At 63.6% G+C, this 25,441-nt stretch carries 25 protein-coding genes, 1 tRNA gene and 1 pseudogene; 7 read left to right on the forward strand and 20 right to left on the reverse strand.

Annotation, left to right across the window (positions count from 1 at the left end; translation table 11 throughout):
- Positions 1 to 17: 17 nt before the first annotated feature.
- The gene (locus ACP7D4_RS14365) at positions 18 to 1,172 is read left to right on the forward strand and encodes a fatty acid desaturase family protein (protein ID WP_426209708.1); all 1,155 of its coding nucleotides are present in this window, start codon (positions 18 to 20) and stop codon (positions 1,170 to 1,172) included.
- Here ACP7D4_RS14365 and ACP7D4_RS14370 read toward each other — a convergent pair.
- From ACP7D4_RS14370 to ACP7D4_RS14430, 13 genes and pseudogenes are all read right to left on the reverse strand, one after another.
- A complete protein-coding gene (locus ACP7D4_RS14370; RefSeq protein ID WP_426209710.1) occupies positions 1,167 to 2,642 on the reverse strand; it encodes a diguanylate cyclase domain-containing protein in 1,476 nt (491 codons plus the stop codon). The genes ACP7D4_RS14365 and ACP7D4_RS14370 overlap by 6 nt on opposite strands.
- Before the next feature lie 137 nt (positions 2,643 to 2,779).
- Positions 2,780 to 3,202, reverse strand: a pseudogene (locus tag ACP7D4_RS14375) (YeeE/YedE family protein).
- Positions 3,203 to 3,212: 10 nt separating this feature from the next.
- Positions 3,213 to 3,509, reverse strand: a complete 297-nt coding sequence (locus ACP7D4_RS14380) for a YeeE/YedE family protein (protein ID WP_426209712.1) — start codon at positions 3,507 to 3,509, stop codon at positions 3,213 to 3,215.
- Positions 3,506 to 3,838 (reverse strand): ArsR/SmtB family transcription factor, encoded by a 333-nt coding sequence (locus ACP7D4_RS14385; RefSeq protein WP_426103138.1) that lies wholly within the window; start codon positions 3,836 to 3,838, stop codon positions 3,506 to 3,508. The genes ACP7D4_RS14380 and ACP7D4_RS14385 overlap by 4 nt, the downstream gene beginning before the upstream one ends.
- 301 nt (positions 3,839 to 4,139) lie before the next feature.
- Positions 4,140 to 4,331 (reverse strand): YgaP family membrane protein, encoded by a 192-nt coding sequence (locus ACP7D4_RS14390; RefSeq protein ID WP_426103136.1) that lies wholly within the window; start codon positions 4,329 to 4,331, stop codon positions 4,140 to 4,142.
- Positions 4,332 to 4,360: 29 nt separating this feature from the next.
- Complete coding sequence (locus ACP7D4_RS14395; protein ID WP_426103134.1) at positions 4,361 to 5,329, reverse strand: cation diffusion facilitator family transporter; 969 nt, start codon at positions 5,327 to 5,329, stop codon at positions 4,361 to 4,363.
- Positions 5,330 to 5,365: 36 nt separating this feature from the next.
- The gene (locus ACP7D4_RS14400; protein ID WP_426103132.1) at positions 5,366 to 5,908 is read right to left on the reverse strand and encodes a cytochrome b; all 543 of its coding nucleotides are present in this window, start codon (positions 5,906 to 5,908) and stop codon (positions 5,366 to 5,368) included.
- Positions 5,909 to 6,117: 209 nt separating this feature from the next.
- A complete protein-coding gene (locus ACP7D4_RS14405; RefSeq protein WP_426209714.1) occupies positions 6,118 to 6,615 on the reverse strand; it encodes a hypothetical protein in 498 nt (165 codons plus the stop codon).
- A 368-nt stretch (positions 6,616 to 6,983) separates the two neighbouring features.
- Positions 6,984 to 7,060 (reverse strand) — tRNA-Met (locus ACP7D4_RS14410).
- A gap of 51 nt (positions 7,061 to 7,111) precedes the next feature.
- The gene (miaA, locus tag ACP7D4_RS14415) at positions 7,112 to 8,056 is read right to left on the reverse strand and encodes a tRNA (adenosine(37)-N6)-dimethylallyltransferase MiaA (protein ID WP_426209716.1); all 945 of its coding nucleotides are present in this window, start codon (positions 8,054 to 8,056) and stop codon (positions 7,112 to 7,114) included.
- Positions 8,053 to 9,279 (reverse strand): multidrug effflux MFS transporter, encoded by a 1,227-nt coding sequence (locus ACP7D4_RS14420; RefSeq protein ID WP_426209718.1) that lies wholly within the window; start codon positions 9,277 to 9,279, stop codon positions 8,053 to 8,055. Before ACP7D4_RS14420 ends, miaA begins: the two co-directional genes overlap by 4 nt.
- Complete coding sequence (gene mutL / locus ACP7D4_RS14425; RefSeq protein WP_426209719.1) at positions 9,279 to 11,177, reverse strand: DNA mismatch repair endonuclease MutL; 1,899 nt, start codon at positions 11,175 to 11,177, stop codon at positions 9,279 to 9,281. The genes ACP7D4_RS14420 and mutL overlap by 1 nt, the downstream gene beginning before the upstream one ends.
- 339 nt (positions 11,178 to 11,516) lie before the next feature.
- Positions 11,517 to 12,455: a peptidylprolyl isomerase gene (locus tag ACP7D4_RS14430; RefSeq protein WP_426209720.1), complete on the reverse strand. Its 939-nt coding sequence runs from the start codon at positions 12,453 to 12,455 to the stop codon at positions 11,517 to 11,519.
- 146 nt (positions 12,456 to 12,601) lie between these two features.
- Here ACP7D4_RS14430 and ACP7D4_RS14435 point away from each other — a divergent pair, with 146 nt between their 5' ends.
- A complete protein-coding gene (locus ACP7D4_RS14435) occupies positions 12,602 to 13,240 on the forward strand; it encodes a VTT domain-containing protein (protein WP_426103115.1) in 639 nt (212 codons plus the stop codon).
- A 107-nt stretch (positions 13,241 to 13,347) separates the two neighbouring features.
- Entirely contained in the window at positions 13,348 to 14,385 is a 1,038-nt protein-coding gene (locus ACP7D4_RS14440; RefSeq protein ID WP_426103113.1) for a carbonic anhydrase, read from the forward strand.
- 269 nt (positions 14,386 to 14,654) lie between these two features.
- On the opposite strand, the gene ACP7D4_RS14445 is transcribed toward ACP7D4_RS14440, so the two are convergent.
- From ACP7D4_RS14445 to tsaE, 3 genes are read right to left on the reverse strand one after another with little or no spacing between them, the layout of a single operon-like run.
- A complete protein-coding gene (locus ACP7D4_RS14445; RefSeq protein ID WP_426209722.1) occupies positions 14,655 to 15,464 on the reverse strand; it encodes a D-hexose-6-phosphate mutarotase in 810 nt (269 codons plus the stop codon).
- A 10-nt stretch (positions 15,465 to 15,474) separates the two neighbouring features.
- Positions 15,475 to 16,890 carry an N-acetylmuramoyl-L-alanine amidase gene (locus ACP7D4_RS14450; RefSeq protein ID WP_426103109.1) on the reverse strand — a complete coding sequence of 472 codons (1,416 nt, stop codon included), beginning with the start codon at positions 16,888 to 16,890 and terminating at the stop codon, positions 15,475 to 15,477.
- On the reverse strand, positions 16,854 to 17,339 hold the full coding sequence (tsaE, locus tag ACP7D4_RS14455) for a tRNA (adenosine(37)-N6)-threonylcarbamoyltransferase complex ATPase subunit type 1 TsaE (protein WP_426103107.1): 486 nt from the start codon (positions 17,337 to 17,339) through the stop codon (positions 16,854 to 16,856). The genes ACP7D4_RS14450 and tsaE overlap by 37 nt, the downstream gene beginning before the upstream one ends.
- 89 nt (positions 17,340 to 17,428) lie before the next feature.
- Here tsaE and queG point away from each other — a divergent pair, with 89 nt between their 5' ends.
- A complete protein-coding gene (gene queG / locus ACP7D4_RS14460; protein WP_426209724.1) occupies positions 17,429 to 18,541 on the forward strand; it encodes a tRNA epoxyqueuosine(34) reductase QueG in 1,113 nt (370 codons plus the stop codon).
- A gap of 310 nt (positions 18,542 to 18,851) precedes the next feature.
- On the opposite strand, the gene ACP7D4_RS14465 is transcribed toward queG, so the two are convergent.
- From ACP7D4_RS14465 to ACP7D4_RS14475, 3 genes are all read right to left on the reverse strand, one after another.
- Complete coding sequence (locus ACP7D4_RS14465; RefSeq protein ID WP_426103103.1) at positions 18,852 to 19,226, reverse strand: DUF3052 family protein; 375 nt, start codon at positions 19,224 to 19,226, stop codon at positions 18,852 to 18,854.
- 96 nt (positions 19,227 to 19,322) lie between these two features.
- The gene (locus ACP7D4_RS14470; RefSeq protein WP_426209726.1) at positions 19,323 to 19,925 is read right to left on the reverse strand and encodes a response regulator transcription factor; all 603 of its coding nucleotides are present in this window, start codon (positions 19,923 to 19,925) and stop codon (positions 19,323 to 19,325) included.
- Positions 19,903 to 21,906: a PAS domain S-box protein gene (locus ACP7D4_RS14475; RefSeq protein ID WP_426209728.1), complete on the reverse strand. Its 2,004-nt coding sequence runs from the start codon at positions 21,904 to 21,906 to the stop codon at positions 19,903 to 19,905. Before ACP7D4_RS14475 ends, ACP7D4_RS14470 begins: the two co-directional genes overlap by 23 nt.
- A gap of 120 nt (positions 21,907 to 22,026) precedes the next feature.
- Between ACP7D4_RS14475 and ACP7D4_RS14480 the strand changes: the two genes are divergently transcribed.
- The 3 genes from ACP7D4_RS14480 (at position 22,027) to ACP7D4_RS14490 (ending at position 24,974) form a co-directional block, all read left to right on the forward strand.
- Positions 22,027 to 23,019, forward strand: coding sequence for a TRAP transporter substrate-binding protein (locus tag ACP7D4_RS14480; RefSeq protein ID WP_426209730.1), 993 nt, complete (start codon positions 22,027 to 22,029; stop codon positions 23,017 to 23,019).
- A gap of 108 nt (positions 23,020 to 23,127) precedes the next feature.
- Positions 23,128 to 23,697, forward strand: a complete 570-nt coding sequence (locus ACP7D4_RS14485; RefSeq protein WP_426209732.1) for a TRAP transporter small permease — start codon at positions 23,128 to 23,130, stop codon at positions 23,695 to 23,697.
- Positions 23,694 to 24,974: a TRAP transporter large permease gene (locus ACP7D4_RS14490; RefSeq protein WP_426103075.1), complete on the forward strand. Its 1,281-nt coding sequence runs from the start codon at positions 23,694 to 23,696 to the stop codon at positions 24,972 to 24,974. The genes ACP7D4_RS14485 and ACP7D4_RS14490 overlap by 4 nt, the downstream gene beginning before the upstream one ends.
- On the opposite strand, the gene ACP7D4_RS14495 is transcribed toward ACP7D4_RS14490, so the two are convergent.
- Entirely contained in the window at positions 24,945 to 25,388 is a 444-nt protein-coding gene (locus ACP7D4_RS14495) for a hypothetical protein (protein WP_426103073.1), read from the reverse strand. The genes ACP7D4_RS14490 and ACP7D4_RS14495 overlap by 30 nt on opposite strands.
- Between the last annotated feature and the right edge of the window lie 53 nt (positions 25,389 to 25,441).

Consider the following 25,441-nt stretch of genomic DNA (forward strand, 5'->3'; position numbering starts at 1 on the left):
TTTAACAGGAAACCACCATGTCGATACCCGCCCACCTGACGCTTGACGACATCGCCGGCTTTGGCCGCGAGATTGAAGCGATCCGCAATGAAGTGATGGACAGCCGCGGCGAGCGCGATGCGCGCTACATCTACCGCCTGATCAAGGTCCAGCGCAGCCTGGCACTGGCCGCGCGCATGGTCATCTACGCCAGCCTGGCGCTGCTGCCGCACTGGGGCCATGGCCTGGCCAGTTGGCAGTTGTTCTGGCCCGCCATCGGGCTCGGCACGCTGATGCTGGGCTGCGCCAAGATCCTCGAGAACATGGAGATCGGCCACAATATCTCGCATGCCCAGTGGGACTGGCTGCGCGACCCGGCGATCCAGTCGGGCAGCTGGGAATGGGACCACGTGTGCCCGTCGGACCAGTGGAAGCACTCGCATAATGTGAAGCACCATACCTGGACCAATGTGTTCGGCAAGGATGCCGACGTGGGCGGCTACGGCTTGCTGCGCCTGTTCTCGAACCAGCGCTGGAAGCCGTTCAACCTGGGCAATCCGGTGTATGCGCTGCTGCTGGCGCTGCTGTTCGAATGGGGCATCGCCATCCAGGAACTGGAACTGGGGCGCGTTCTGTCGGGCCGCATGACGTGGGCCAGCATCGGCCCGATGTGGCGCAAGACGCGCGCCAAAATGGGGCGCCAGATCCTCAAGGACTATATCCTGTTCCCGCTGCTGGCCGGCCCCTTCTTTTGGTACGTGTGCGGCGCCAATGCGGCCGCCAATGTGATCCGCAATCTGTGGACTTACCTGATCATTTTTTGCGGCCACTTCCCGATGGACGTGCACGTGTTCACCAAGGAGGAAGTGGAGAACGAAACGCGGCAGCACTGGTATGTGCGCCAGCTGCTCGGTTCCTGCAATATCGGCGGCGGCAAGCTGTTTCATATCATGAGCGGCAACCTCAGTCACCAGATCGAACATCACCTGTTCCCCGACATGCCGAGCAACCGCTACCCGGAAGTGGCGCCGCGCGTGCGCGCGCTGTGCGCGCGCTACAAACTGCCGTACAACAGCGGCTCGCTCACGCGCCAGTTCGGCACCACGCTATTGCGCATCTTGCGCATGACTTTTCCCGGTTATAGCCCGCTGCTTGACGGGCCGCCGCCGGTACGCGTCAAGGTAGCCTTATAACAGACTGTCGCCGGGATAAAACGCGATGCTGTCGCGCCCGGCCTTTTTGGCCAGGTACATGGCCGCGTCGGCATGCTTGAGCAGCAAATCGGCGCTGCTGCCATGCTGCGGGTAGACGCTCACGCCGATGCTGCAGGTGGCGCTAAAGAGTGCATCGCCCAGCATGATCGGTTCGGCCAGCACCTTTTGAATTTTCGCCAGCATTTCGCCGATATGCAGGCAGGTGCGCGCAAAGGCGTCGCTGCCGGCGTCGCAGCTGTGCAACGAGATGAGCACGAACTCGTCGCCGCCCAAACGCGCCACGGTGTCGCACTTGCGCACGCATGATTGCATGCGCGCCGCCACTGACTTGAGCAGGACGTCGCCGGCTTCATGGCCTTGCGTGTCGTTGATGAACTTGAGCCGGTCCAGGTCAAGGAAGGCGACCGCCATCAAAAACCTGCCCCGTTCAGCCAGCGCCAGCGCCTGGCCCATGCGGTCCATCAGCATGCGCCGGTTGGGCAGGCCGGTGAGCGCGTCGTGGCTGGCCATGCGCTCGAGTTTTTCTTCGGAGTCGCGCGCCTTGGTGATGTCGCTCATTGTAAAGACGAAATGCGTGGCGCGCCCCGCCATGTCGCGCACCGGCGCGACCCGCACCTCGTTCCAGAACTTGCCCTTGTCCTTGCGCGCGCTGTGCAGCACGGCGCGCCCGTCGCGCTGCTCGCGCATGGCCAGCAACAGCGCTTGCGGCCCGGCGTGGTCGGCGGGGGCGGCGGGGTCGTCATCATCATGCGCCAGCAAGCGCTCAATGCCGCCGGCAGTCGCTTCGTCGAACGAGAACCCGGTGATCCGTTCAAAGGCCGGGTTCACGTACACCACCGGGTTGCCAGGCTTGAGGCAACTGGTGATGACGATCGCGTCCAGGCTCGATTCGATGGCCCGGTTGCGCAGGCGGATTGCCTCGTCGGCGGCCACGCGCAAGGTGACGTCGCGCGACATGCCAACGATGCCGATCACCTGCCCGCCTTCATCCTTGACCGGCACCTTGGTGGTCGAGAACCAGCGGTGCACGCCGTTGTGGTTGACGTTTTCCTCGAGCTGGTCGACCAGGGCGGTGCCGGAGTCGATGATGGCCTGCTCGTCGTCGTAAAACTGGCGGCCGCATTCGCCGGGGAACAGCTGCAAGTCCGATTTGCCGAGCAGGTCGTCGGGCGACGCCACGCCGATGCAGTCGGCGCTAGCGTTGTTGGCAAGAACAAAGCAGCCGGTCGTGTCCTTGACGTAGATCTGGTCGGGCATATTGTCGATCAGGGTGCGCAGCAGGCTGCGCTCGTCGGCCACGTGGCGCGCCAGCGACAGGCGCGCGCCGATGCCGGCCCTGAGCGCCGCGTTCTCGGCCTCGAGTGCGGCAATGCGCGCCAGCGCGGCGTCCAAAGCCGTCGGCGCGTCGGGCGGGTTGTCGATGGGCTGCTCGGATGGTCCGCTGTGCACGCGTGGGTCCCTCAAAAATGGTGCCTGATCGGCAAGTAGTATGCAGTGGTGCAATTGCAGGGCTGCTCAAGAATGAGCGATTTCGGTATAAATCGCAAGTGCCGCAAAGCAAACGTACGCTTGCGGGGTCTGGTCCATCAGCCACCCCGGCCCAGGCGCTCGATCAGATCAAACAGCGCCATCCCCGCCAGCATCGCGGCAGAAAAAATGAGGGGCTTGGCGCCACCGCTGGCGAGCGAGGCCAGCGCCGGGCCCGGGCAGTAGCCGGCCAGGCCCCAGCCGGCGCCAAAGGCGAGGCTGCCCAGCACCAGGCGGCAGTCGATATCGTCCCTTTACGGCAAACGCATGACGTCGCCGAGCAGCGACTTGTCGCGCTTGGACGCGAAGCGGAACGCAATTAGCCCGATCAGGATCGCGCCGCCCATGACGAAGCCGAGCGAAGGATCCCAGCGGCCGGCCAGGTCGAGAAAACCGATGATCTTGGACGGATCGGTCATGCCGGAAATAATCAGGCCTATGCCGAACAGCAATCCGGCCGGCAGCGCGATGATGATATGCACGGTGTGCCCCTTATCCAATAACGTAGCGAACGAGAAAGACGGTAGCCAAGCCGGCCCCCATGAAAGCGAGCGTGGCGGCCAGCGAACGGAGCGAACGGAGCGACAGGCGCGACAGACCGCACACGCCGTGCCCGCTGGTGTAGCCTGAGCCGTAGCGGGTGCCCAGGCCGACCAGCAAGCCGCCCAGGATGCCGCTGATGCCCGCAATGCGGCCGTTAAACAGGATCAGCAGCGATGCCGCCAGGCCGATCAAGGCGCCGCCGGCCAGCGAGGCCCACGGCGTGAAGTTTGGCCAATCGATCATCATGTTGTTGCTCCTTCGGCGGTGGCACAATACAGCTGGGACAGCACCTGCATGACTGCCAGCGCTTCGGCACTGGCCATGCTGTAAAAAATTTGCTTGCCTTCGCGGCGGGTTGTGACCAGCGCTTCGTCGCGCAGCACGGCCAACTGCTGGGAAAGTGTGGGCTGTTGAATTCCCGAAATGCTTTCCAGCTCGCCCACGCACAGCGGCCCTTGCGTGAGCTGGCACAGCAACAGCAGCCGGTCGCGGTTGGCGAGTACCTTGAACAGGGTGCAGGCGCGGGTTGCCGCTGCCTGCATGGCGGCGGGGTCGAGCTGGGCGAGGTCGTTCATTGTCGGGCCTGTCCTTGGGGCGTAATGCGCAGAGATATTATCTAATCACACAGAATATAATTCAATAGATTAATGGCGGGCTGGTGGGCGCTCGGCGGCGATGGTTCGAGGAGGCGCCAGGGCGCGTCGACAGCCGCGTGGGGGGAAGGATTTGGCCGCAGGGCGCGGCAAGTGCGCGTAGCGGCCAGGTGTGCCAATTGCCGCAGCGCGGCCGTTGCCGGCGCGAGCCGCGCAGGTGGATAGGTCGTCCCGATTACCTGTACTGGCGCGGCGCGGCCGTCATTTTTTGATAACCCGTGGTTTATCGTCCGGCAGGGCAAGTGCGAATCCCGAACGGCAGATACGCGGGACAAAAGCGGAAGATGCCGGTCGCCAGCGGGACGACGCCGATCCAGCCCCAGGCGCCGATCGCGCCGAACAGTGTTGCGCCGATCAGGCCCAGTCCGGCGGCGATGCGCAAGGCGCGGTCCACATTACCTACATTGGTTTTCATGATGTTCCTTGGTGCTGGTGATGGGTGTGTCAGTGGCGCGCGGCGTTGCGCGCGGGAGCCGGGGCGTGGTCCAGGTCCGGTTTGCGCCACGGATCGATGTGCGTCATGAGCGAGAGCACGCGATGCCGTTCCATTACGTTGCGGCGCGCCGCCACAGCAATGTCATGCCCGGCTTCGACCGGGATCGCGGCGTCCACCTCGAGATGGGCGTCGACCACGATCATGTCGCCCATCTTGCGGGTGCGCACGTCGTGCACGCCCATCACGCCCGGGGTAGCGGTCAGCGTGGCGATGATCGCCTTCAGTTCCTGTTCGTCGACGCCGCGGTCCATCAATTCATGCAGGGCGTCCCACGCGAAGCTCGAACCCATCTTGATGATCATCAGGCCGACGACCAGCGCGGCGATCGGGTCGAGCAGCGGATAGCCGGCCAGGTTACCGGCGATTCCGATGCCTACTACCAGCGACGAGGCTGCGTCTGAGCGGGCATGCCAGGCATTGGCGACGAGCATGCTCGACTTGACTCGGGTGGCAATCCGCAGCATGTAGCGAAACAGGATTTCCTTGGACACCAGGGCCACCGCAGCGACGCCGAGCGCGACCGCGTGGACCACCGGGATATCGTGCGGGTTTTGCAGCTTGTCGATGGCCGACCAGGCCATGCCGGCGCCGACGGCCAGCAGCAGGGCGCCCACCACCAGGGAAGCCGCGTTTTCGAAGCGTTGATGGCCGTAGGGGTGTTCGGCATCGGCTTCCTTGGCGCCGTGGTGGCTGGCAAAGAGCACCACGAAATCGGCCACCAGGTCAGAGAGCGAATGGATGCCGTCGGCCACCAGGCCCTGCGATTTGGCGAGCACGCCGACGGTGATCTGCACGCCGCTCAGCGCGATGTTGACCGCTACGCTGACCCAGGTGCTGCGCGAGGCGGCGGCGGTGCGCTCGGCCGGGGTGTGAGCTTGGTCTTCGGGATCGTCGACAGGGACGTTAAAGTCGGTCAAAGGCACCTCGGTAACACGGTCGCGCTGCGCGGGCCTTCATTTTGGCAGCATCCTGCGCAAGGTGTCGTCGCGCAAAAAATAATGGTGATACAAGGCGGCCGCCGCATGCAGGCCGACGAGGACATAGCCGAGCGTCGCGATGGTCTCATGGATTTCCTTGATCGACTCCGCCAGGTCCTTGCTCTGGCTCAGCAGCGGGGGAAGATGCAGGCCGAAGAAGGGGATGGTCGACCCTTTGGCACTGAGGATGAGCCAGCCCAGTAGCGGCATGGCCAGCATGAAGATATACAGCGCTGCCTTCATCAGCGTGGCGCCGGTAGTTTGCCAAGCGGCGGGGGAGGGCGAAATTGCGGGGGCGGGGCCGCGCAGGTGGACCGCCAGGCGCAGCGAGGCGAGCACGAGCACCGACAGGCCGAGCATGTAGTGCCAGGTTTTCATGGCGTCGCGCTCGGCGCTGCCTTTCGGGAAATAGCCGCGCAGTTCCATGCTCAGGTAGACCGCGACCAGCAGCACGAGCATCAGCCAGTGCAGGCTGATCGCTAGCCAGCCGTAGCGTGCAGGACTGTTTCTCCAATTCATACTTGCTCCAGAATCATTATGCCAGATGAGGTAAATCGCGGCGAAGTCGCGACAGTCTGACTTGCCCGCGCGCGACTACCTGTAGCAAGTGTAGCCAGTGTAGTGAGGGCTAGTCACAAAATCGTTGATGTGCGTCAAATTATACGGGCTGGGACTGAGGCAGGAACCCGTGCGCAAAAAGCCGCAGGTCAACGGTTTGTTGGACGACGCTAACTCCAGCGCAGGAAACTTGGATGCTGCAAATCTATGAGCCAAGCGTGAATGGCACGAACGGCCAGTTCACGCGGCAACACCAGTTCGCTCGACGGGGTGTAAATTGAGCCGTCGTCATCTTTAAATGAGATGGTATTACTATTCGCGGAAATGCTGTCGGGATCGCTCGCATCATGTGAACGATGCTCACCTATTCGTGCAACGGCATATGCCCCAGAACACCATAAGCAAAAGTCGCCCAAGCTATCGGTATCATGCCAAACTGAAGCTTCGATTAGACAGTCACGGTCGGTGGGAATACCAATCCAAGTAGCGGCCGCATTTCCTGAACTAAACGTCTCAGTCACCGGCACTGGGCTGGGGGTGAACCGGATGATCGTTAGTTCGTATCGTCGGCCACTGGAACGTTCCAATACCTCTTCTTTAGCGGAAATGATCCTGCAGAAAATGTGGAAGAAGCTACGGAGGATCTGAGGAAGCGTTTTCTTGCTCATTTAGTTTCTTTGTATATGTGTCCCGGCCGCTCCTGGCCGGTCACTGCCGAGTGTACTCGACGGCACGACAGGGCCAAACGGCTCGGTAGCTCCGCCCCGAATTAGTCATTAGGCACAGTGCATCGAAAGCTCAAAAGCACTTCCCGCCTCACCGGGACGCCAGCCCTGCTGAAGCGCCAGTCCAATGGCGCGCTCTACGATGGGGGGAGAGATAACGCCGGCTGGGGGTTTGCATGCATGAAAGGAAGTATGGATGCAAAAAAGTTGGGAGGTAAATGAATCCAAACGACCAAAAAACAAAAAACCCGCATTCTCACAGGGAGAGATGCGGGTTTCTGTACGTCACTGGACTTCTTGAAACGTGTTCTTGGTGGTGATAGGTGGACTTGAACCACCGACCCCAGCATTATGAATGCTGTGCTCTAACCAACTGAGCTATATCACCCAACAGGCGAGCATTATAGGCACCACATTTAAACCTGTCAAGCGGTTCGCGTTACAAGCTTTTTCTGGCAGCAATGTGGGCCAGCATCTTCCCCGCCGTATTGTCAGCCAAACAATCAATCACGAGCCGATCGGGCATCGAACGCAGCCACGTCAGCTGGCGCTTGGCAAGCTGGCGCGTGGCGATGATACCGGTCTCGCGCAGGCCGGCGCGGTCGATCACGCCATCCAGATAGTCCCACGTCTGCCGATAGCCCACGCAGCGCATCGACGGCAGCGCCGGGTGCAGGTCGCCGCGCGCGCGCAGGCGCGCCACCTCGGCCACGATGCCGCTTTCGTCGCTGGCGCCGAGCATCTGGTCGAAGCGATTTGCAATGCGCCGGTGCAGCACGCTGCGGTCCGACGGCTCCAGGCCGAACGACAGCAATTCGAACGGCAGCGCAAGCTTGGGGCGCCCCAGCAGCAGCTCCGACATCGGCCGGCCCGACAGCGCGATGATCTCCAGCGCGCGGTTGATGCGCTGGGCGTCGTTGGGCGCCAGGCGCTCGGCCGTCACCGGGTCGAGTGCGCGCAGCTTGTCGTGCATGCCCGGCCAGCCGATGCGCGCCGCTTCTGCTTCAATCTCGGCGCGCAGGGCCACGTCCGCAGTCGGCAGGTCGTCCAGGCCTTCGCTCAAGCCCTTGTAGTACATCATGGTGCCGCCCACCAGCAGCGCCAGCTTGCCGCGCGCGTTGATTTCGGCCACCAGGCGCAGCGTGTCGATGCGGAACTGGGCCACCGAATACGACTCGGTCGGGTCGATGATGTCGATCAGGTGGTGCGGCGCGCTGGCCAGTTCTTCGGCACTTGGCTTGGCCGTGCCAATGTCCATGCCACGGTAGACCAGCGCCGAATCGACCGAGATGATTTCGGCCGGGAGCTCGCGCGCGATCGCCAGCGCGGCGGCGGTCTTGCCCGACGCGGTCGGGCCCATGATGGCAACGGCGAGCGGCTTCATGACGCCACCGCCGCCGGGTGCAGCGCCAGCAGGCGCACCGAGACAAAAATGCTGGCGCCCAGCGTGCAGGCGATCGCCGCCAGCGGGTACAGCGTGCCGTTGTAGGTGGCGCCAACCGCCGTGCCGACGACGAAAGCGACGCACATGTAGAGCGCCCCCATCAAGCCGGCGGCGGTGCCGGCCTGCTGCGGAAACGGCGTGACCGAACCGGATTGCGAGACCGGGAAATTGACGCCGTGCGCGAGCATCGTCAGGAACATGGCGCCGGTGACCAGCGCCCAGTGGGCCAGCCCAAAGCCGGCGGCGGCCAGGAACAGCGCGCCGGCGCCCACCGACAGCGTGCTGCCGATGCGCAGCGTGACGGCAGGGCCGAACGCAGGCAGCAGGCGCCGGCACACGATAGTGCCCGTCATGTAGCCCGACACGCCAAACGCAAAACAGTAGCCGAACCATTCGGTGGGCACCTGCAAAATGCGGATCAGGACCGGCGACGAACCCGAGATGAAAGCGAAGATCGAACCGTACGACAGTGCGCCCGGCAGTGCATGGGCCCAGAATTGGCGCGAACCGAGCACCAGGCGCCAGTTGGCGGCCAGCCCGGCCAGTTCGGTGGCGCGCGCATCTTTGTGCTCGTTGGTTTCGGGCAGGCGCAGGATGACGGCGGCCAGCACTGCGCTTGACAGCAGCGTGAGGGCGACAAAGGCGGCGCGCCAGCCGAACGTCACCTGCAGGTAGGAGCCGAGGATGGGGCCAGTGAGCGGCGCCAGCGCCAGCCAGGTGCTGACACGGGCGATCACGCGCACGCTGTCGGCCGGCGCGTAGGCGTCGCGCACGATCGCGCGCGCGATGATGATGGCCGAGCAGCAGCCCAGTGCCTGCACGAAGCGCGCCGCGATCAACAGTTCAATGGAAGGCGCAAAGGCGCACAGAAGGCTGGCCACGACGTACAGGCCCAGGCCCCAGATGACGACCGGGCGCCGCCCGTAACGGTCCGACAAAGGGCCGATAACCAGTTGCGCCAGCCCGAAGGCGATCACGAACATCGACAGCGTCAGCTGCACGGTTGCCATGGGCGCGCCAAACACGCTGCCCAGGCTGGGGAGCGAGGCCAGGTACAGGTCGGTGGAGAGCGGCTGCAGCATCAGGAAACACGCCACCAGCAGCAGGATGGGGGCGTGCGCGAACCGCGTCAAAGGTGGGATCGCGCCGCTTGACTGGTTCATCACTGGCCGCGCAGGAACAGCTTGTCGAGCGCGGAGATCTCCAGCTGGACCCAGGTCGGGCGCCCGTGGTTGCACTGGTCGGCGCGCTCGGTCGACTCCATCTGGCGCAGCAGCGCGTTCATCTCCGGCACCGACAAGATACGGTTGGCGCGCACCGCCGTGTGGCAGGCGAGGGTGCCCAGCAGCTCGTTGCGCCGCTCGACCAGCACGCGCGAGCCGCCAAACTCGCGCACGTCGCGCAGCACATCGCGCGCCAGGGTCTGGGCGTCGGCGTTCTTGAGCAGCGTGGGCACCGAGCGCACCGCCAGCGTGGTGGGCGACAGGGCCGCGATGTCAAAGCCGAGTGCCTTGAGCGTTTCCTGGTTTTCCTGGGCGGTGCCCACTTCCACGGCGTCGGCGTAAAAGGTGACGGGAATCAGCAGCGACTGGACCTGCATGTCGTGGCCGTCGGCGCGCGCGTCGAGCGCGTTCTTGATCTGCTCGTAGAGGATGCGCTCGTGCGCGGCGTGCATGTCGACCAGCACCAGGCCCTTGGTGTTCTGGGCCAGGATGTAAATGCCGTGCAGCTGGGCCAGCGCGAAGCCGAGCGGGAACTCGTCGCTCGACATGCCCTGGGCCGGCGCGCTGTAGGGCGTGACCGGTGCGCCGGCGGCGAACAGGGCGCCGTAGCTGTTCGTGGTTTGTGCCACGCCGGCGCCGTCGTGCCGGTTGGCGCTCGCGTAGGGCGAGGGCGAAAAGGTGGCCGGGTAGCCCGTCGCGAGCTGGGCGCCAAAGCTGGTTTGCTCGTGCTCGCGGCGCCAGGAACCGGGATTGGCGGCATTGGCGGTATTGGCGCCATTGGCGCCGCCGTTGACGTCGGCGGCCGGCAGCGGCGCGGGGGCGGTGCCAAAGTTGGTGGCCGACGTCAGCGCCAGCGCGCGCTGCACAGCGTGGAACACGAACTGGTGCACCGAGCGGCTGTCGCGAAAGCGCACTTCGATCTTGGATGGATGGACGTTGACGTCGACCAGCGCCGGGTCAAGGTCGAGCGCCAGCACGTAGGAGGGAAAGCGGTCGCCGTGCAGCACGTCCTGGTAGGCGGCGCGCACCGCGTGCACCAGCAGCTTGTCGCGCACGTAGCGGCCATTGACGTAAAAGAACTGGCCGTCGGCGCGTGCCTTGGACGCCGTGGGCAGGCCCGCGAAGCCGTGCACGCGCAAGGGGCCGGCCGATTCATCGATCGGCAAGCGCGCCTCGGCAAAGTCATTGCCCAAAATGTGGGCGCTGCGCTTGGCCATAGCGCACACGTTCCACTGGTCGATGGTGCGGCCGTTGTGCGACAGCGAAAACGCGACGTCAGGGCGCGCCAGCGCGATGCGGCGCACCACTTCGGCGCAGTGGCCGTATTCGGTCTGTTCGGACTTGAGAAACTTGCGCCGCGCCGGCGTATTGAAATACAGGTCCTGCACGTCGATGGTGGTGCCCTGCGCGCCCGACGACGGGGCGACCGTGCCGTGATGGGAGCCGACGATTTCCCATGCGTGTGGCGCGTCGGCCGTGCGCGAGGTGACCGTGACGGCGGCGACGGCCGCGATCGAGGCCAGCGCTTCGCCGCGAAAGCCGAGCGTGGCGACGTTTTCCAGGTCGGTCAGGGAAGCGATTTTTGATGTGGCGTGGCGAGCCAGCGCGAGCGGCAACTGCTCGGGGGCGATGCCGCGGCCATTGTCGGTGATGGCGATGCGTTTTACGCCGCCTTCTTCCAGGCGCACGGTGATCTGGGTGGCGCCCGCGTCGAGCGCGTTTTCCAGCAATTCCTTGACCACGGCGGAAGGGCGTTCGACGACCTCGCCGGCGGCAATTTGTGAAATTAACTGATCGGGAAGAGCCTGGATGGGGCGATGGGCGAGGACAGAATTCATCAACGAATTATATCGCTTGCGGCTTGTTCCTAAAATAAACGTCTGGGTGTGGATGCAATCGGTCGACGGCAAGTGTCACGTGGGTGCATGCACTTGGCCGATTGCATCCGCCCGACGAAAAGCGCCCTCGTGATCCCGGCTTGCGCCCTCGTAGGGCGGATGCAATCCGCCGAAGGCATGCGTTACGTTGATGCATGCACTTGGCCGATTGCATCCGCCCAACGAAAAACGCCCTCGTGGTCCCGGCTTTGCGCCCTCGTAGGGCGGATGCAATTCGCCGAAGGCATGCGTTACGTTGATGCATGCATTGGCGGATTGCATCCGCCCTACGAAAGCCGGCTATTGTTGTTCGCGCACGGGGATGGGGGCGTTGCACAGATCGATGTAGCCGGCCGCGACCTTGGTCCACGGGCCGCCGCGGTTGCGCTGCGCTTCGACTGCGGCCTTGAAGGCGGTGCTGTCGGTGCGCATCACTTCAAATTTTGCGCGCTCGGCCACCGGCACGTCGGCCGCCACCTTCACCGACAGGATCGGCACGTTCTGCTCCGGCTTGTCGTAAAAGCCCATCGGCGCGCTGCCGCGCGGCAGCGTCGAGAGCAGCGGCATGCCCGACACCACGCGCCCGACCACGGTAATGTTGCGGTCCAGGTGGCGCGGGGCATGTCCGATCACGGCGTACAGCGCCGAGCCGCCGCCACTGTCGGCGTCATTGTCGCGCCCCACGCCCACCATGCCGTAGCAGTGCGTCAGCCACGCTTGCCCGCTCCTTTGGTCGCGCGCGGATGGAAAACCGTTCGAGTGGCCCACCTGCTGCGCGTAGCCGTCGCGGTCGGGCAGGCGGGTAAAGTCCTTGTCGTTTTTGATCGGCACCGTGAATTCGCCCTTTAGCGTGGCTTTTGCCGTTTTCATCGGTTTTGGATGCTTTTCGTCCGGGTCGCCCCATTGCGCCACCCAGTTGTCCTGCGAGCGCAAGATTACCAAGCCGTCGAAATAATGCTCGCGCACGAGCGTCTTGATATTGGCCACGTGGTTGGGCGCAAAGGTCGGCGCCAGCTCGATGATCACGCGCCCCAGCGCGGTTTGCATGTACAGCGTGTTTTCCGGGTCCAGCGCACGCCAGTCGCCCGGCTTCGATTGCTTGATGATGTCAGCCACGGTGACCTTGGGCTTGAGCTCAGCGTTGGTCTGCGCCGCAGCGCTCTCGACTGCGCCCGCCTGACCCATCACCAGCATGCCGAGCGCGGCGGCCAGCAGCATTGCTGGGCTCCGATTGTTCATGATGTGCATTGTTCTGTCTCCGTCGGGCACGCCCGGGCTTGGCGTGCGGGAATTGTAAGCCGGAACCCACCGCCAAAGTGCGCCGTGGCGTGCGTTTTGTGCAGTAGCGAAGATGGTATGATGCGGCGCTACCACTTAGGAACTCTATGGATCTGATGGAAATCGTCAACTTGATCATGAAAGTTGACTTGAAGACGCTGCTGGCCAACTACGGCATCTATGTGTACGTGGTGTTGTTTGCGATCATTTTCAGCGAAACGGGCCTGGTGGTTCTGTTCTTTTTTCCCGGGGACACGCTGCTGTTCATCGCGGGCGCGTTTTGCGCCACCGGCGAAATGAACATCTGGCTGCTCAACGCGCTCCTCATTACCGCCGCCGTCACCGGCAATACGCTCAATTACTGGATCGGTTCGCGCATCGGCCAGCGGGTTTTCACGCACGATTACCGCTGGATCAACAAGGATGCCTTGCGCCGCACCCATGATTTTTTCGAGAAACACGGCGGCAAGACCATCATCCTGGCGCGCTTTGTGCCGGTGGTGCGCACCTTCGCGCCGTTCGTGGCGGGCGTGTCCAAGATGACGCCCTGGCGCTTCCAGATGTTCAATTTTGCCGGCGCATCGGCCTGGGTCGCCCTCTTGACCACCGCCGGCTATTTCTTCGGCGGCGTTCCTGTGATTCGCGACAACCTGACCACGATCGTGCTGATCGGCGTGGCGGCGGCCGTGGTCCCGGTCGCGCTGGGCGGCTTGTACAAATTCGGCCGCAAGATGATGGCAAAATAAGCAGGCGCAGGTCCGCGCCCGGCAAGGGCGCGGAACATTCTCCAAAATATTCAAGTTTCGGGCGGCCCGCGCCGATACCAGACTGTACTTTCTATATCTGGAGCCTCATGCGTCATCTGATTGCCCTGTTCGTTTGCAGCCTGGTCGCCACTGCGGCGTGCGCGAACGATCCCATTGCGCCGGCGGCCAAAGTGGCCACGCCTTCCATCAAGCCGGGGCTGCCCGCGATCAAGCCAGCCGTGGCCGCGCCGTCCGCACCGGCCGCCACTTCCACGGCCGCCGCGCAAGCCGCCAGGGAAGACGAGGCCGAAGCGGAGCTGTCGTCCAAAATCGCCGCGCGCCTGGCCGCCATGCGGGCCAATCAGGTTGCCCGCGCCGCTGCCGTTGCCAAGGCGCGCAAGGCGGCCGAAGCGCGCCGCAAGGATGTGGCAGTTGCTCGCGTGGAGGCGCCGCCCGCCGTCAAGCCGTATCCGGGCGAGCACTGGTCGTACGAAGGCGAGACGGGGCCGGCCAACTGGGGCCGCAACCCCGCCTGGACCAAGTGCGGCGTTGGCACGCGCCAGTCGCCGATCGACCTGCGCGACGGCATGAAGGTCGATCTAGAACCCATCGTCTTCGACTACCGGCCGTCGTCCTTTAACGTCATCGACAACGGTCACACCATCCAGGTCAACGTCGGCGCGGGCAATATCATCGCGCTTGGGGGGCGTTCTTACGAACTGCTGCAGTTCCACTTCCATCGTCCGTCCGAAGAGCGCGTCAACGGCAAGGGCTTCGAGATGGTGGTCCACCTGGAGCACAAGGATAGCGAAGGCAAGCTGGCGGTGGTGGCCGTGCTGCTGGAACGGGGCAAGGCACAGAACCTGATCCAGACCGTATGGAACAACCTGCCGCTGGAAAAAAACGACACCGTCACGCCATCGATCGTGCTCAACGTGGCCGACCTGCTGCCGGCCCGGCGTGACTACTTTACCTATATGGGTTCGCTCACCTCGCCGCCGTGCACGGAGGGCGTGCTGTGGATGGTAATGAAGGAGCCGGTGCAGGCGTCACCGGCGCAGATGGCGCTCTTTAGCCGCCTGTATCCCCTTAACGCGCGCCCGATCCAGGCCAGTTCGGGGCGCGTGGTCAAGGAATCGAACTAGTCGTCCGAACTAGCCGTCCGAAGTTGATCCCGGAACCTGGCGCAAAGCCGAGCTCGGATCACGCTTTTCGTAGGGCGGATGCAATCCGCCAAGTGCATGCATCGACGTAAGGCATGCCTTCGGCCGATTGCATCCGCCCTACGAGATTGATTCCCCGAACCTGGCGCAAAGCCGAACTCGGACCACGCTTTTCGTAGGGCGGATGCAATCCGCCAAGTGTATGCGTCGACGTAACGCATGCCTTCGGCCGATTGCATCCGCCCTACGAATTAGCCTTCCGAACTAGCGATCACCTGGTGCTCGCCGCGCCAGGCGGCGCCGGCTGGCAAGCTGGCCGGCACGATCAGGGCCGGCTCGATGCACACAAAACGCCTGTAGTCGGCGTCGTCCATGTCCGCCAGCGCCGCCGTGTCGGCCGCGCCCGGGTTCCAGATCACGGCGTCGCGAAAGCCTGACTGGGTCAGCCTGAGCGTGCCGGCGCCGTGCGCGAGCGTGATGCCGGCCGTGGCGTCGCGGTAAATGCGGTCCAGTTTGTCGGTGATGCGCAGCGCGCCCGCTTCGACGCCCTTGATGCGCACCGCTTCGATTGCGTCCACCAGAAAATACGTATGCAGCGCGGCCGAGAACGCGAACTCGTCGTCGCCGGTATTGCGCACGTCCAGGCTCAGGTTCAGCGTCGGGCCCTGCAAGGCCACCGTCAGGCGCAGCTCGAAGCCGTGCTCCCACGCCGCCGCTATCGCCGGGGTCAGGTCGGGGCGGGTCAGCACGAACACGGCGAAAATACCATGCTCGCCCTCACCACTGTCGGCCAGGCGCCACGTGGAAACGCGCGCAAAGCCGTGCCGCATGCCGTCGCCGCGCTCGGCGAACTGGGGGAAGATGACGGGCACGCCGCCGCGAATGGCGCGGCTGCCGTCGCGCGCGGAGCGCTCGCTGCAAAACAGCTTATCGGCGCCGTCGGCACTGGTCCAGGAAACGAGGTGGGCGCCGTACAGCGTGACGATGGCGCACGCGCCGTCGGCGCTGGTCAGCTGCACGGCCGGCAGGGCGCCCCAGGTGGTCATGGTGATTGCGTTCATATCGATGTGCTCAGCTCAGGCGGCCCTTGGCCAGTGGAGGATTTTTCGAAAAATAGCGCTTGATACCCTTGGTGATGGCGTTGGCGATTTCATCCTGGTAGCCGTTGTCGCGCAGCTTGGCTTCTTCTTCCGGGTTCGAGATGAAGGCTGTTTCGATCAGGATCGAGGGAATGTCGGGCGCTTTGAGCACCGCAAAGCCGGCCTGTTCGACCGCGCCCTTGTGCAGCTTGGCGATGCCGCCGATTTCGCTCAGTACCGCGCGCCCCAGCTTCATGCTGTCGTTGATCTGGGCCGTGGTCGATAGGTCCAGCAGCACGCTGGCCAGTTGCGCGTCCTGGCCTTTCATGTTGACTCCGCCAATGGCGTCGGCCAGGTTTTCCTTGTTGGCCAGCCAGCGCGCCGCGCTCGAGGTGGCGCCTTTTTCGGACAGCACGAACACCGACGAGCCGCGCGCGGAGGGTGCGATAAAGGCGTCGGCGTGCAGCGAGACGAACAGGTCGGCCTGCACCTTGCGCGCCTTGTCGACGCGGGTGCCGAGCGGGACGAAAAAGTCGCCGTCGCGCGTAAGCATGACGCGGATGTTGGGCTGCTCTTCAAGTTTGAATTTGAGGCGCTTTGCAATGGCCAGCACGATGTCTTTTTCACGCGTGCCCTGGGCGCCGATGGCGCCCGGGTCTTCGCCGCCGTGGCCAGGGTCGAGCGCGATGGTGATCATGCGCGTTACATTGGCGCCGGCGGCCGGGTTGGGCACGGCGGGAGCCTGAGCAACGGCGGGCGCGGACGGCGCGGCTGGCGCAGGTGTTGGCGCCGCGCCGGGTTTGATGGTGGCAACCGGCGGCGAGGCGGGCAGCGCGGGCGCGGGCGGCGCCACGGTGGCCGGCACGGCCGCCACCTGCGGGTCGGTGCCCGGCGCGCCCTGCGCCCAATCACCTTTTTCGATCATGGCGGCGATCGGGTCGACCGCCTTGATCGGATACAGGTCGAATATCAGGCGGTGGTTATAGGTGCCCACGGGCGCCAGCGTAAACACCTGCGGCTTGATTTCTTCCTTCAGGTCGAACACCAGGCGCACCACGTTGGGCCGGTTCTGGCCCACGCGCACCTGCTTGATGTACGGGTCGTTGGAGGCGATCTTGGCGACCAGGCCCTTGAGGGTGGGATTGAGCTCGAGCCCTTCAATGTCGACCACCAGGCGCTGCGGGTCGGGCACGGTGAAGTGCGTCGCCTTCAGGTCGGTGTCGTTTTCCAGCGTGACGCGGGTGTAGTCGGCGGCCGGCCAGACCCGTACCGCGAGAATTTGCGCTGCGGCGGCAGGCAGCACCGGCAGCACCGACAGCAGCAGCGTGCCGCCGGCCTTGAGCACCGTGCGCCGCGTGACGGGGCCGGCAATTAAAGGTTCGGGGCGAATTTGAGGCGGTCGAGGCATAGCAAACCCAGGTCGGACAACGCTTGCAATTCTACATCACGACCCGCGCCCGCCACGCTCAACCGGACATTCAAATCGGGCGGCGGCAGCACTGGCTCGGCTTTTTCGGGCCATTCGACGATGCAGATGTTGGCCGCATTGAAGTCTTCGCGAAAGCCGGCGTCGAGAAACTCTTCGGCGCTCGACATGCGGTACAGGTCGAAGTGGATCACGCTGACGGCTGCCCCGTCCAGTACGATGCTGTAGGGCTCGGACAGCGTGTAAGTCGGACTCTTGACGTGGCCCACGTGCCCCGCCGCGTGCAGCAGGGCGCGCGTGAGGGCGGTTTTGCCGGCGCCCAGGTCGCCGTGCAGATGGATCGCCAGGCCGGGAACAAGGGCGCGCGCCAGGGCCGCGCCCAGGGCGGCGGTGCCGGCTTCGTCGTGCAGGTGGGCTGTAAAATGGCGCATCGAATAAAATGTCGTTTGAAATAATCAGGGGTGTGCGCCCGGTACGGCGCAGTGTCAACCAGGCGTCATTGTAAACCACCGGTCCCAGCATGCAGCCTTCCCAACCAGATTTGCCAGAGCTCGTCCGCCGCATCAAGCAGTGGGGCGTTGAGCTCGGCTTTGCCGAAGTGCGCATTGCCGATGTCGATCTGCGCCACGCCGAAGCGGGCTTGCAAGCCTGGCTGGACGCCGGGCGACACGGCGAGATGGATTATATGGCAAGCCATGGCATGAAGCGCGCGCGGCCTGGCGAACTGGTGCCGGGCACGGTGCGCGTGATTTGCGCGCGCATGGATTATCTGCCGGCCACCACGCTAGAGGGCTGGCGCGAGCACGAAACGGCGCGCCTGGCCGATCCGCAGGCGGCCGTGGTGTCGGTGTATGCCCGCGGGCGCGATTATCACAAGGTGTTGCGCAGCCGGCTGCAGCAGCTGGCCGAGCGCATCGGCGGCGTGACCGGGGAATATGGGTTCAGGGTATTTACCGATTCGGCGCCGGTGATGGAGTTGCCGCTGGCCGAAAAGGCGGGCCTGGGCTGGCGCGGCAAGCACACGCTGATGCTCAGCCGCGAAGCGGGGTCGATGTTTTTTCTGGGCGAAATCCTGGTCGATATTGCGCTGCCGGTGGACGCGCCGGCCAGTGCTCACTGCGGCGCCTGCCAGGCGTGCATCGACGTCTGCCCGACCCAGGCCATCCTCGGGCCCGGCAGGCTGGATGCGCGGCGCTGCATTTCCTACCTGACGATTGAACTGAAAAGCAGCATCCCGCTGGAACTGCGGCCGCTGATCGGCAACCGGGTGTATGGCTGCGATGATTGCCAGACAGTGTGCCCGTGGAATAAATTCGCGCAGCGCGCGGTGGTGCCGGACTTTGAAGAGCGTAACGGCCTGGGCGGCGCGGAACTGGTGGCGCTGTTCGCCTGGAGCGCCGAGGAATTCGATCTCCGTCTGGAGGGCAGCCCGATCCGGCGCATCGGGCACGAGCGCTGGCTGCGCAATATTGCCGTGGCGCTGGGGAATGCGGCTGGTCAGTGCAGGGGTGATGCGGGTATTCTGGCGGCCTTGGGGGCGCGGGCGGAACATCCGTCGGCGATGGTGCGGGAGCATGTGCAGTGGGCGTTGGAATGCCATGCCGGTAACCGGGCTGATTTACTACAACATTAAGCTGCATCGTCCTGGCCCACGCTGGTGTTGCAGAACGTTTTGCAACCCTTTGACTGCGCATACAATCGCGACATTGGGCAACCCGAGAACCAAAACCACATCGTCCTCGCGTACGCGGGGACCCATAGAACGTACGCTAATAGGCTATCAGAATCAATGCGTTAGAGCGGTGCAGCTGAGCAAGCGTTCTATGGGTCCCCGCGTTCGCGAGGACGATGTGGATGGGCTGCACTGTCAGCCCACTTATTGGAAGGTTTCTTGTCAACATGGGACGTTCGCGTGATGGCCAAAACTGCCCTGCGCCGCCCAGTTAAATCCGCTTGAGCCGCACCGCCGACCAGTCCGCATCCATGGAAATGAGCGCCACCCCGGTCACGCCGCGTGCGCTGGCGTACTCGTAGATCACGTCGCGGTTCAGGTCGGTTGCCTTGGGCGCGGATTGCTTGAGAAACGCAATCCACAACGACCCTTTTTCGCCCAGCCTGGCCAGCGCCGCCTCCCACCATTTGTCGAGCTCGGCCTCGCTGAGCGCGAATACCAGCACCGCATCAGCTTCGGCCTCGTCAACGCCGATCATGTCTTGCGGCAGTTGATCAACCAGGCTTTGGTGGGCGCCGCCGTTGAAGATGGCCAGCGACTTGGCAGTCTTCAAGTACATCTTGTCAGCAATCGTCTTGTCGCTCATAAGTGCCTTCGAAGCAAGGGTAGGGTTGCATGGGCCGCGCCCGCGCGCTGTCGCCTCCATTACCATCGGATCGTTAAAACGGCTGAAGGTTCTCGACTATTTGAGCAAGCCCGCCAGTTCGACCGCCGTCTTTACTTCCATCTTGTCAAAAATATGGGCGCGGTGCACTTCGACGGTGCGCATGCTGATGCCCAGCTTGTCTGCCACGACCTTGTTCATCATGCCTGCCAAAATCAGCTCGAGCACTTCGCGTTCGCGCGCCGACAGCGTTGCCAGACGCGCCTGCACCTGCGCCGCAACGCCGGCCGCGCGCGAAGCGGCCATGGCCTGGTCGACGCGATCCATCAGCTCGTTGTCATTAAATGGTTTTTCGAAAAAATCAAAGGCGCCCCGTTTCAGCGTATCAACCGCCATCGGCACATCCCCGTGGCCGGTCAGAAAAATGACCGGCAGGCGCGCCGTCAGGCCGCGCGCGCGCAACTGGTCGAACACGCCCACGCCGTTGATGTCGGGCATGCGCACGTCGAGCAGCAGGCAGTCGCCGTCCGCGTCGAAACCGTTGTGTGGACCATCCAGGCCATCGAGGCCGTCCAAAAAATTCCTGGCGCCCGCGTAACTGCGGGCCTTGATGTTGCGCGACTGCGCCAGCCAGGCGAGGGCGTCACGGATGACTTCCTCATCGTCCACGATGTGCAGCATGCTTGTCTCCCTTATTTTTAGTGTGTGCGGGCAAGGAAAAACTGAATATCGTCCCGCCGTCGGGATTGTCCCGGTGGCTGAGCGTGCCTCCATGGAATTCGACAGCGGTGCGGCAGATCGACAGTCCCATACCCATGCCTTCGGCCTTGGTCGAAAAGAAGGGCGAAAAGAGCCTGCCGGCCACTTCGGCGCTGATGCCGTGGCCGTGGTCGCTAACGGCAACGCGGACCTGGTCTTGCTCAATCGCAGCGTCGATGCGCAAGATGCGCCGCTCGGGAGCGACATCCTGCATCGCTTCGATGGCGTTGCGCGTGAGGTTCAGCAAAACTTGTTCGAGCATCATGCGGTCGGCGCTGACCTGGGGCAAGCCGGGTGCGATGCCGGTGCGAATGGCGACAAAATACTTGCGCGCCTGCAGTTCGATCAGCGTGGAAATACCGTCCACCAAACCGGCAATGTCGATCAGCTGGCGCTCCGGCGCGCGTTGTTTGACAAACTGGTGCACGCTGCGGATGATCTGGCCGGCGCGCTGCGCCTGCACGCCGGCTTTTTCCAGCGCCGGCAGCAGCAGCGCCGCGTCCACCGCGCTGCCGTCGGCAGCGGCGCGCGCAAGCAGGTTCAGCGCGCCCGTGGTGTAGCTGGAAATGGCGGCCAGCGGCTGGTTCAGTTCGTGCGCCAGCATCGACGAGATTTCGCCCATGGTCGCCAGGCGCGCGCTCGCCTGCAGTTTTTCCTGCTGCTGGCGGTTCAGTTCCTCGACACGCTTGCGGTCGGAAATATCGAGGATCGAACCCATCCAGCCGGTCTGGCGCCCTTCGCTGTCAACCAGCGGCGCCTCGAAAATGAGCACCGGGATGCGCTCGCCGTCGGCGCGCCGGAAGGTGGTTTCAAATTGCGGCGTGACGTGCCCGCTCAAGACTTTATCGAGCCGCTGCTGGTATTCGGCCATCGCTTCCGGCGCCCAGTAGGGCATGGGCGGCGCTTTGCCGACCAGTTCTTCGGGCGGCAAGCCCACCAACTGGCAAAAGGCCGGGTTGACATAAGTGACGCGCCCTTCAAGGTCGCGCGCGCGCAAACCGGTGACGAGCGAATTTTCCATGGCGGTGCGAAACGCCATCTGCTGGCACAGTGCGCCTTCGGCGGCCAGGCGGCGCGCAATGTGGCGCCACAGTGCAATCAGGCTGACCAGCAAACCCAGCGCCAGCGCGATCACGGAGCCAACCAGCAGGTTGGGCAACAGGCGCGGCAGGTCCTTGACGCTGTCAGTTGCCAGGCGCACGTTGGCGCCGGGCAGGTCCAGCTCGCGCTTGTGGGTGTACACGCCGCGCCCCGGTCCGGCCGCGGCGCGCTGGGCCAGGACGGCGTCGTCGCGGTTGATCAGCGAGGTGACGTTGTCTTGCGCGAACCACCAGGGCACGGTTTCGTCGAGCAGCGCCTTGAGGCTGTAGGTGGCCACCAGGCTGCCGGCAAAGCGTTCGTTGCGGATGCGCGGCAAGTGGTAGTCGATCAGATTCTGGCCGGCCGCATACGGCTCGCTGTAGCGCCCGCGCCCCGTCTTGCGCGCCAGTTCGGCCGCGTTGCGCGACGGTTCTGCCAGCGTGGCCGGCAATTCCGGGCCGCTGGTCAGCAGCGCGCGGCCCTGTTCGTCGAGCACGGCCAGACGCAGCAGTTCGTGGCTGTTCTTGCGCATCTGGTCCATGCGCGCCTGCACGGTGGCGGTGGCCGTGCCGGGGCGTGCAAGGTCGGCGGCGATGCCCGTGAAAGCGTCTTCGTTGCGGCTTAGTTCGAAGCGTACCGCCTGCTCGACCCACAAGGTGTCGGCAATCAGTTGCTCCTGGCGTTCGTTGTTTTCCATCTGGCGCGCTTGCCATGGCAGCCAGAACAGCACGGCAAGAAACAGGCAGACCAGCAACAGTGGCAGCAGCCAGCGCCACAGGCTGCCGAGGCGGAGGGGGCGCGCGAGCAGGGCATGGTTTTTCATGCTGAAAGCGTGTTGTATTGTCAACGAGATGCCTATTGTGGAGTTCCACACTTGCAGTGCAAAATGGCAAGGGGCCAGACTACGCCCAATCATAATGGACTTTCAGAGACCGGAGATAATATGCACGTAAGGAAGTTGCAAGCGCTGGCCGTCGGTTTGGCCGCAGCGATCAGTTTCAACGCCTGGGCCCAAAGTCCGATCATTATCAAATTTAGCCATGTGGTGGCCACCGATACGCCCAAGGGCCAGGCGGCGGAGCGGTTCAAGGCCCTGGCCGAAAAGGCCACCAATGGCCGCGTCAAGGTTGAGGTCTATCCGAACAGCCAGCTGTACAAGGACAAGGAAGAACTCGAGGCCCTGCAGCTGGGCGCGGTGCAGATGCTGGCCCCGTCGCTGGCCAAGTTCGGTCCGCTTGGCGTCAAGGAATTCGAAGTATTCGATCTGCCGTACCTGTTCCCGAACAAGGAAGCGCTGTACCGCGTGACCGAAGGGCCGGTCGGGAAAAGCCTGTTCGCCAAGCTCGACGCCAAGGGCATCGTCGGCCTGGCGTATTGGGACAATGGTTTCAAGGTAATGTCGGCCAACAAGCCGCTGTTGATGCCGGCCGACTTCAAGGGCCTCAAGCTGCGCATCCAGTCGTCCAAGGTGCTCGACGCGCAAATGCGCGCGCTGGGCGCCAATCCGCAAGTGCTGGCCTTTTCCGAGGTCTACCAGGCGCTGCAGACCGGCGTGGTCGATGGGACCGAGAACCCGCCGTCAAATATGTATACGCAAAAAATGCATGAGGTGCAAAAGCACGTCACCGTGTCGAACCACGGTTACCTGGGCTACGCCGTCATCGTCAACAAGAAATTCTGGGATGGCTTGCCGGCCGACATACGCAGCAGCCTGGCCAAAGCCATGGCGGAGGCAACCACCTATGAAAAAGCCATTGCCCAGCGCGACAACAACATGGCGCTGGACGCGATCCGTAAGTCCGGCAAGACCACCATCCACATGCAGACGGCCCAGGAGCAGGCCGCCTGGCGCGCCGCGCTGACGCCGGTGCACAAGGATATGGAAAGGCGGGTCGGCAAGGAGTTGCTGGGCGCCATTACCGCCGCGGCCAAATAAGCGGCCAAATACGTCGTCAAACGAGCAGCGTTTCACTATCGATAGCCGCGCATTCTCTTGCGCGGCTATTTTTGTGCGCCTGACGCACATCTTTTGCCCGGGAGTGCCATGAAATTGCTCGATCACCTGGAGGAGTGGTTGATCGCCACCCTGATGGGCGCGGCCACGCTGGTGGTGTTTGTCGCGGTGGTGCACCGCTATCTGTCGGGCCTGGCGATACCGGGCGTGCAGGATTACTTGATCAGCCTAAATACCAGCTGGGCGCAGGAATTGTGCATTTTCATGTTTGTCTGGATGGCCAAGTTCGGCGCCGCCTACGGCGTGCGCACCGGCATCCATGTCGGCGTCGATGTGCTGATCAATCGGATGAATCCGCGCTGGCGCGGCCGCTTCGTCGTCATCGGCTTGCTGGCGGGCGCCATCTTTACGGGCGTCATCGGCAGCCTCGGCGCTTACCTGATCTGGCACCTGTCGCCGGACCAGACGTCCGAAGTGCTTGAAATCCAGATGCGCTATGTGTACCTGTGCCTGCCGCTGGGCTCCTGGCTGATGTGCTTTCGTTTCCTGCAGGTGATGGTGCATTTCCTGCGCACGGGCGAGCTGCCGCGCCATGATCCGGCCCACGTTGAAGGCTTGGACGACGAGATCAACGCCGCCCGCGCTGGAGAGAAAGCATGAACGCCGCCATCATTTTCCTGCTGCTGATCTTGCTGATGCTGACCGGCATGCCGATCTCCATTTCGCTGGGCCTGACGGTGCTCGTGTTTTTCGTGACCATGACCAGTGTGCCGATCGAGGCGGTGGCCATGAAACTGTTCACGGGCATCGAAAAGTTCGAGATCATGGCGATTCCCTTCTTTATATTGGCGGGCAATTTCCTCACGCATGGCGGGGTGGCCAAGCGCATGATCCGCTTTGCCAGCGCCATGGTGGGCCATTGGCACGGCGGGCTGGCGCTGGCCGGCGTGCTCGCTTGCGCGCTGTTTGCCGCGGTCTCCGGTTCCAGCCCGGCCACGGTGGTGGCGATCGGTTCGATCGTCCTGCCGGCCATGGTCGCGCAGGGTTATCCCAAGGCGTTCGGCGCCGGCGTGATCACCACTTCCGGCGCGCTCGGCATCCTGATTCCGCCGTCGATCGTGATGGTCATGTATTCGGTGACCACCAATACTTCGGTCGGCAAGCTGTTCATGGCCGGCGTGGTGCCGGGCCTGATGCTGGCGTTCTTCCTGGGCTTGACGACCTGGTTTTTGGCGCGCAAGCATGGCTACCCGCGCATGAAAAAGGCGAGTTGGGGCGAGCGCTGGTCAACCTTTCGCGAGAGCATCTGGGGCTTAATGCTGATCGTGGTGGTGATGGGCGGCATTTACAGCGGCAAGTTCACGCCTACCGAAGCGGCCGCGATGGCGGCCATGTATGCCTTTTTCATTGCCGTGTTCGTCTACAAGGACTTGAAGCTGAGCCAGATTCCTAAGGTCTTGCTCGATTCGGCGTCACTGTCGGCAATGCTGCTCTACATCATCACGAACGCCATGCTGTTCTCGTTCCTGATGACCAGCGAAAATATTCCCCAGCAAATGGCGGCCTGGATTACCGGGCAGGGCATGGGCGTGGTCAGCTTCCTGCTGGTGGTCAATATCCTGCTGCTGGTGGCGGGCAACTTCATGGAACCGTCGTCGATCGTGCTGATCATGGCGCCCATCCTGTTCCCGGTCGCGGTGACGCTGGGCATCGATCCGGTGCACTTCGGAATCTTGATCGTGGTGAACATGGAAGTGGGCATGTGCCATCCGCCGGTCGGCTTGAACTTGTATGTGGCGTCCGGGATTACCAATATGGGCATTTCGGAACTGACCGTCGCGGTGCTGCCGTGGCTGTTGACGATGCTCGCGTTCCTGGCGCTGGTGACGTATGTGCCTCAGATTTCGCTATGGCTGCCGAACCTGGTCTACAACTGAGAAAGGGCGGCCGTACCGCCGGCCGAGAATGGCACCGATGATCACCCCTCCAAGCCCTTGCTCGACCAATGCCCAGCAAAAATCGAGCGGCAGCGCCAAGTAGGGAAAGGCATATACCCCGAACAGGACCAGGCTGTACGGCATGAGCCAGCCGACCCCGGCCAGCATGCCGAAGCGGGCGTTGGTCCAGGTAGTCGGCCGCGTGCCATAAAACAGGCGCCGGTGAACCAGGGTCATGCACAGCGCCAGGAAAACATAGCCGGCGAAGACGAGGGGGAGGTTGGGTGGCGTGCGAAGCGCCGGGCCGGCAAGGTGCTGGGCAATAAAGGCGTGCGCGAGCACGCCCGTGTAGAGGCCGGCCAGCGAAAACATCGCAAGGGCCGAGACGGCAACGGCCAGGAGGATAGGTTTCATGAGGAAGGCCTTGTAGGGATGCATTGCCGGAGATGGCGAGGTGAATCTTGTCG

Source organism: Massilia sp. TWP1-3-3 (genome assembly GCF_049897805.1).
Taxonomy (GTDB): domain Bacteria; phylum Pseudomonadota; class Gammaproteobacteria; order Burkholderiales; family Burkholderiaceae_D; genus Telluria_A.

Excerpts from the sequence above, each read along its gene's own strand:
- ACP7D4_RS14405 (WP_426209714.1), bottom strand. The coding sequence starts at position 6,615 with ATGAGCAAGAAAACGCTTCCTCAGATCCTCCGTAGCTTCTTCCACATT.
- ACP7D4_RS14445 (WP_426209722.1), bottom strand. The coding sequence starts at position 15,464 with ATGAACGCAATCACCATGACCACCTGGGGCGCCCTGCCGGCCGTGCAG.
- ACP7D4_RS14490 (WP_426103075.1), top strand. The coding sequence starts at position 23,694 with ATGAACGCCGCCATCATTTTCCTGCTGCTGATCTTGCTGATGCTGACC.
- ACP7D4_RS14465 (WP_426103103.1), bottom strand. The coding sequence starts at position 19,226 with ATGAGCGACAAGACGATTGCTGACAAGATGTACTTGAAGACTGCCAAG.
- ACP7D4_RS14390 (WP_426103136.1), bottom strand. The coding sequence starts at position 4,331 with ATGAAAACCAATGTAGGTAATGTGGACCGCGCCTTGCGCATCGCCGCC.
- ACP7D4_RS14430 (WP_426209720.1), bottom strand. The coding sequence starts at position 12,455 with ATGAACAATCGGAGCCCAGCAATGCTGCTGGCCGCCGCGCTCGGCATG.
- ACP7D4_RS14400 (WP_426103132.1), bottom strand. The coding sequence starts at position 5,908 with ATGAATTGGAGAAACAGTCCTGCACGCTACGGCTGGCTAGCGATCAGC.
- ACP7D4_RS14470 (WP_426209726.1), bottom strand. The coding sequence starts at position 19,925 with ATGCTGCACATCGTGGACGATGAGGAAGTCATCCGTGACGCCCTCGCC.
- miaA (WP_426209716.1), bottom strand. The coding sequence starts at position 8,056 with ATGAAGCCGCTCGCCGTTGCCATCATGGGCCCGACCGCGTCGGGCAAG.
- ACP7D4_RS14480 (WP_426209730.1), top strand. The coding sequence starts at position 22,027 with ATGCACGTAAGGAAGTTGCAAGCGCTGGCCGTCGGTTTGGCCGCAGCG.
- mutL (WP_426209719.1), bottom strand. The coding sequence starts at position 11,177 with ATGAATTCTGTCCTCGCCCATCGCCCCATCCAGGCTCTTCCCGATCAG.
- ACP7D4_RS14385 (WP_426103138.1), bottom strand. The coding sequence starts at position 3,838 with ATGAACGACCTCGCCCAGCTCGACCCCGCCGCCATGCAGGCAGCGGCA.
- ACP7D4_RS14475 (WP_426209728.1), bottom strand. The coding sequence starts at position 21,906 with ATGAAAAACCATGCCCTGCTCGCGCGCCCCCTCCGCCTCGGCAGCCTG.
- queG (WP_426209724.1), top strand. The coding sequence starts at position 17,429 with ATGCAGCCTTCCCAACCAGATTTGCCAGAGCTCGTCCGCCGCATCAAG.
- ACP7D4_RS14450 (WP_426103109.1), bottom strand. The coding sequence starts at position 16,890 with ATGCCTCGACCGCCTCAAATTCGCCCCGAACCTTTAATTGCCGGCCCC.
- ACP7D4_RS14365 (WP_426209708.1), top strand. The coding sequence starts at position 18 with ATGTCGATACCCGCCCACCTGACGCTTGACGACATCGCCGGCTTTGGC.
- ACP7D4_RS14495 (WP_426103073.1), bottom strand. The coding sequence starts at position 25,388 with ATGAAACCTATCCTCCTGGCCGTTGCCGTCTCGGCCCTTGCGATGTTT.
- ACP7D4_RS14380 (WP_426209712.1), bottom strand. The coding sequence starts at position 3,509 with ATGATGATCGATTGGCCAAACTTCACGCCGTGGGCCTCGCTGGCCGGC.
- tsaE (WP_426103107.1), bottom strand. The coding sequence starts at position 17,339 with ATGCGCCATTTTACAGCCCACCTGCACGACGAAGCCGGCACCGCCGCC.
- ACP7D4_RS14435 (WP_426103115.1), top strand. The coding sequence starts at position 12,602 with ATGGATCTGATGGAAATCGTCAACTTGATCATGAAAGTTGACTTGAAG.
- ACP7D4_RS14485 (WP_426209732.1), top strand. The coding sequence starts at position 23,128 with ATGAAATTGCTCGATCACCTGGAGGAGTGGTTGATCGCCACCCTGATG.
- ACP7D4_RS14440 (WP_426103113.1), top strand. The coding sequence starts at position 13,348 with ATGCGTCATCTGATTGCCCTGTTCGTTTGCAGCCTGGTCGCCACTGCG.
- ACP7D4_RS14420 (WP_426209718.1), bottom strand. The coding sequence starts at position 9,279 with ATGAACCAGTCAAGCGGCGCGATCCCACCTTTGACGCGGTTCGCGCAC.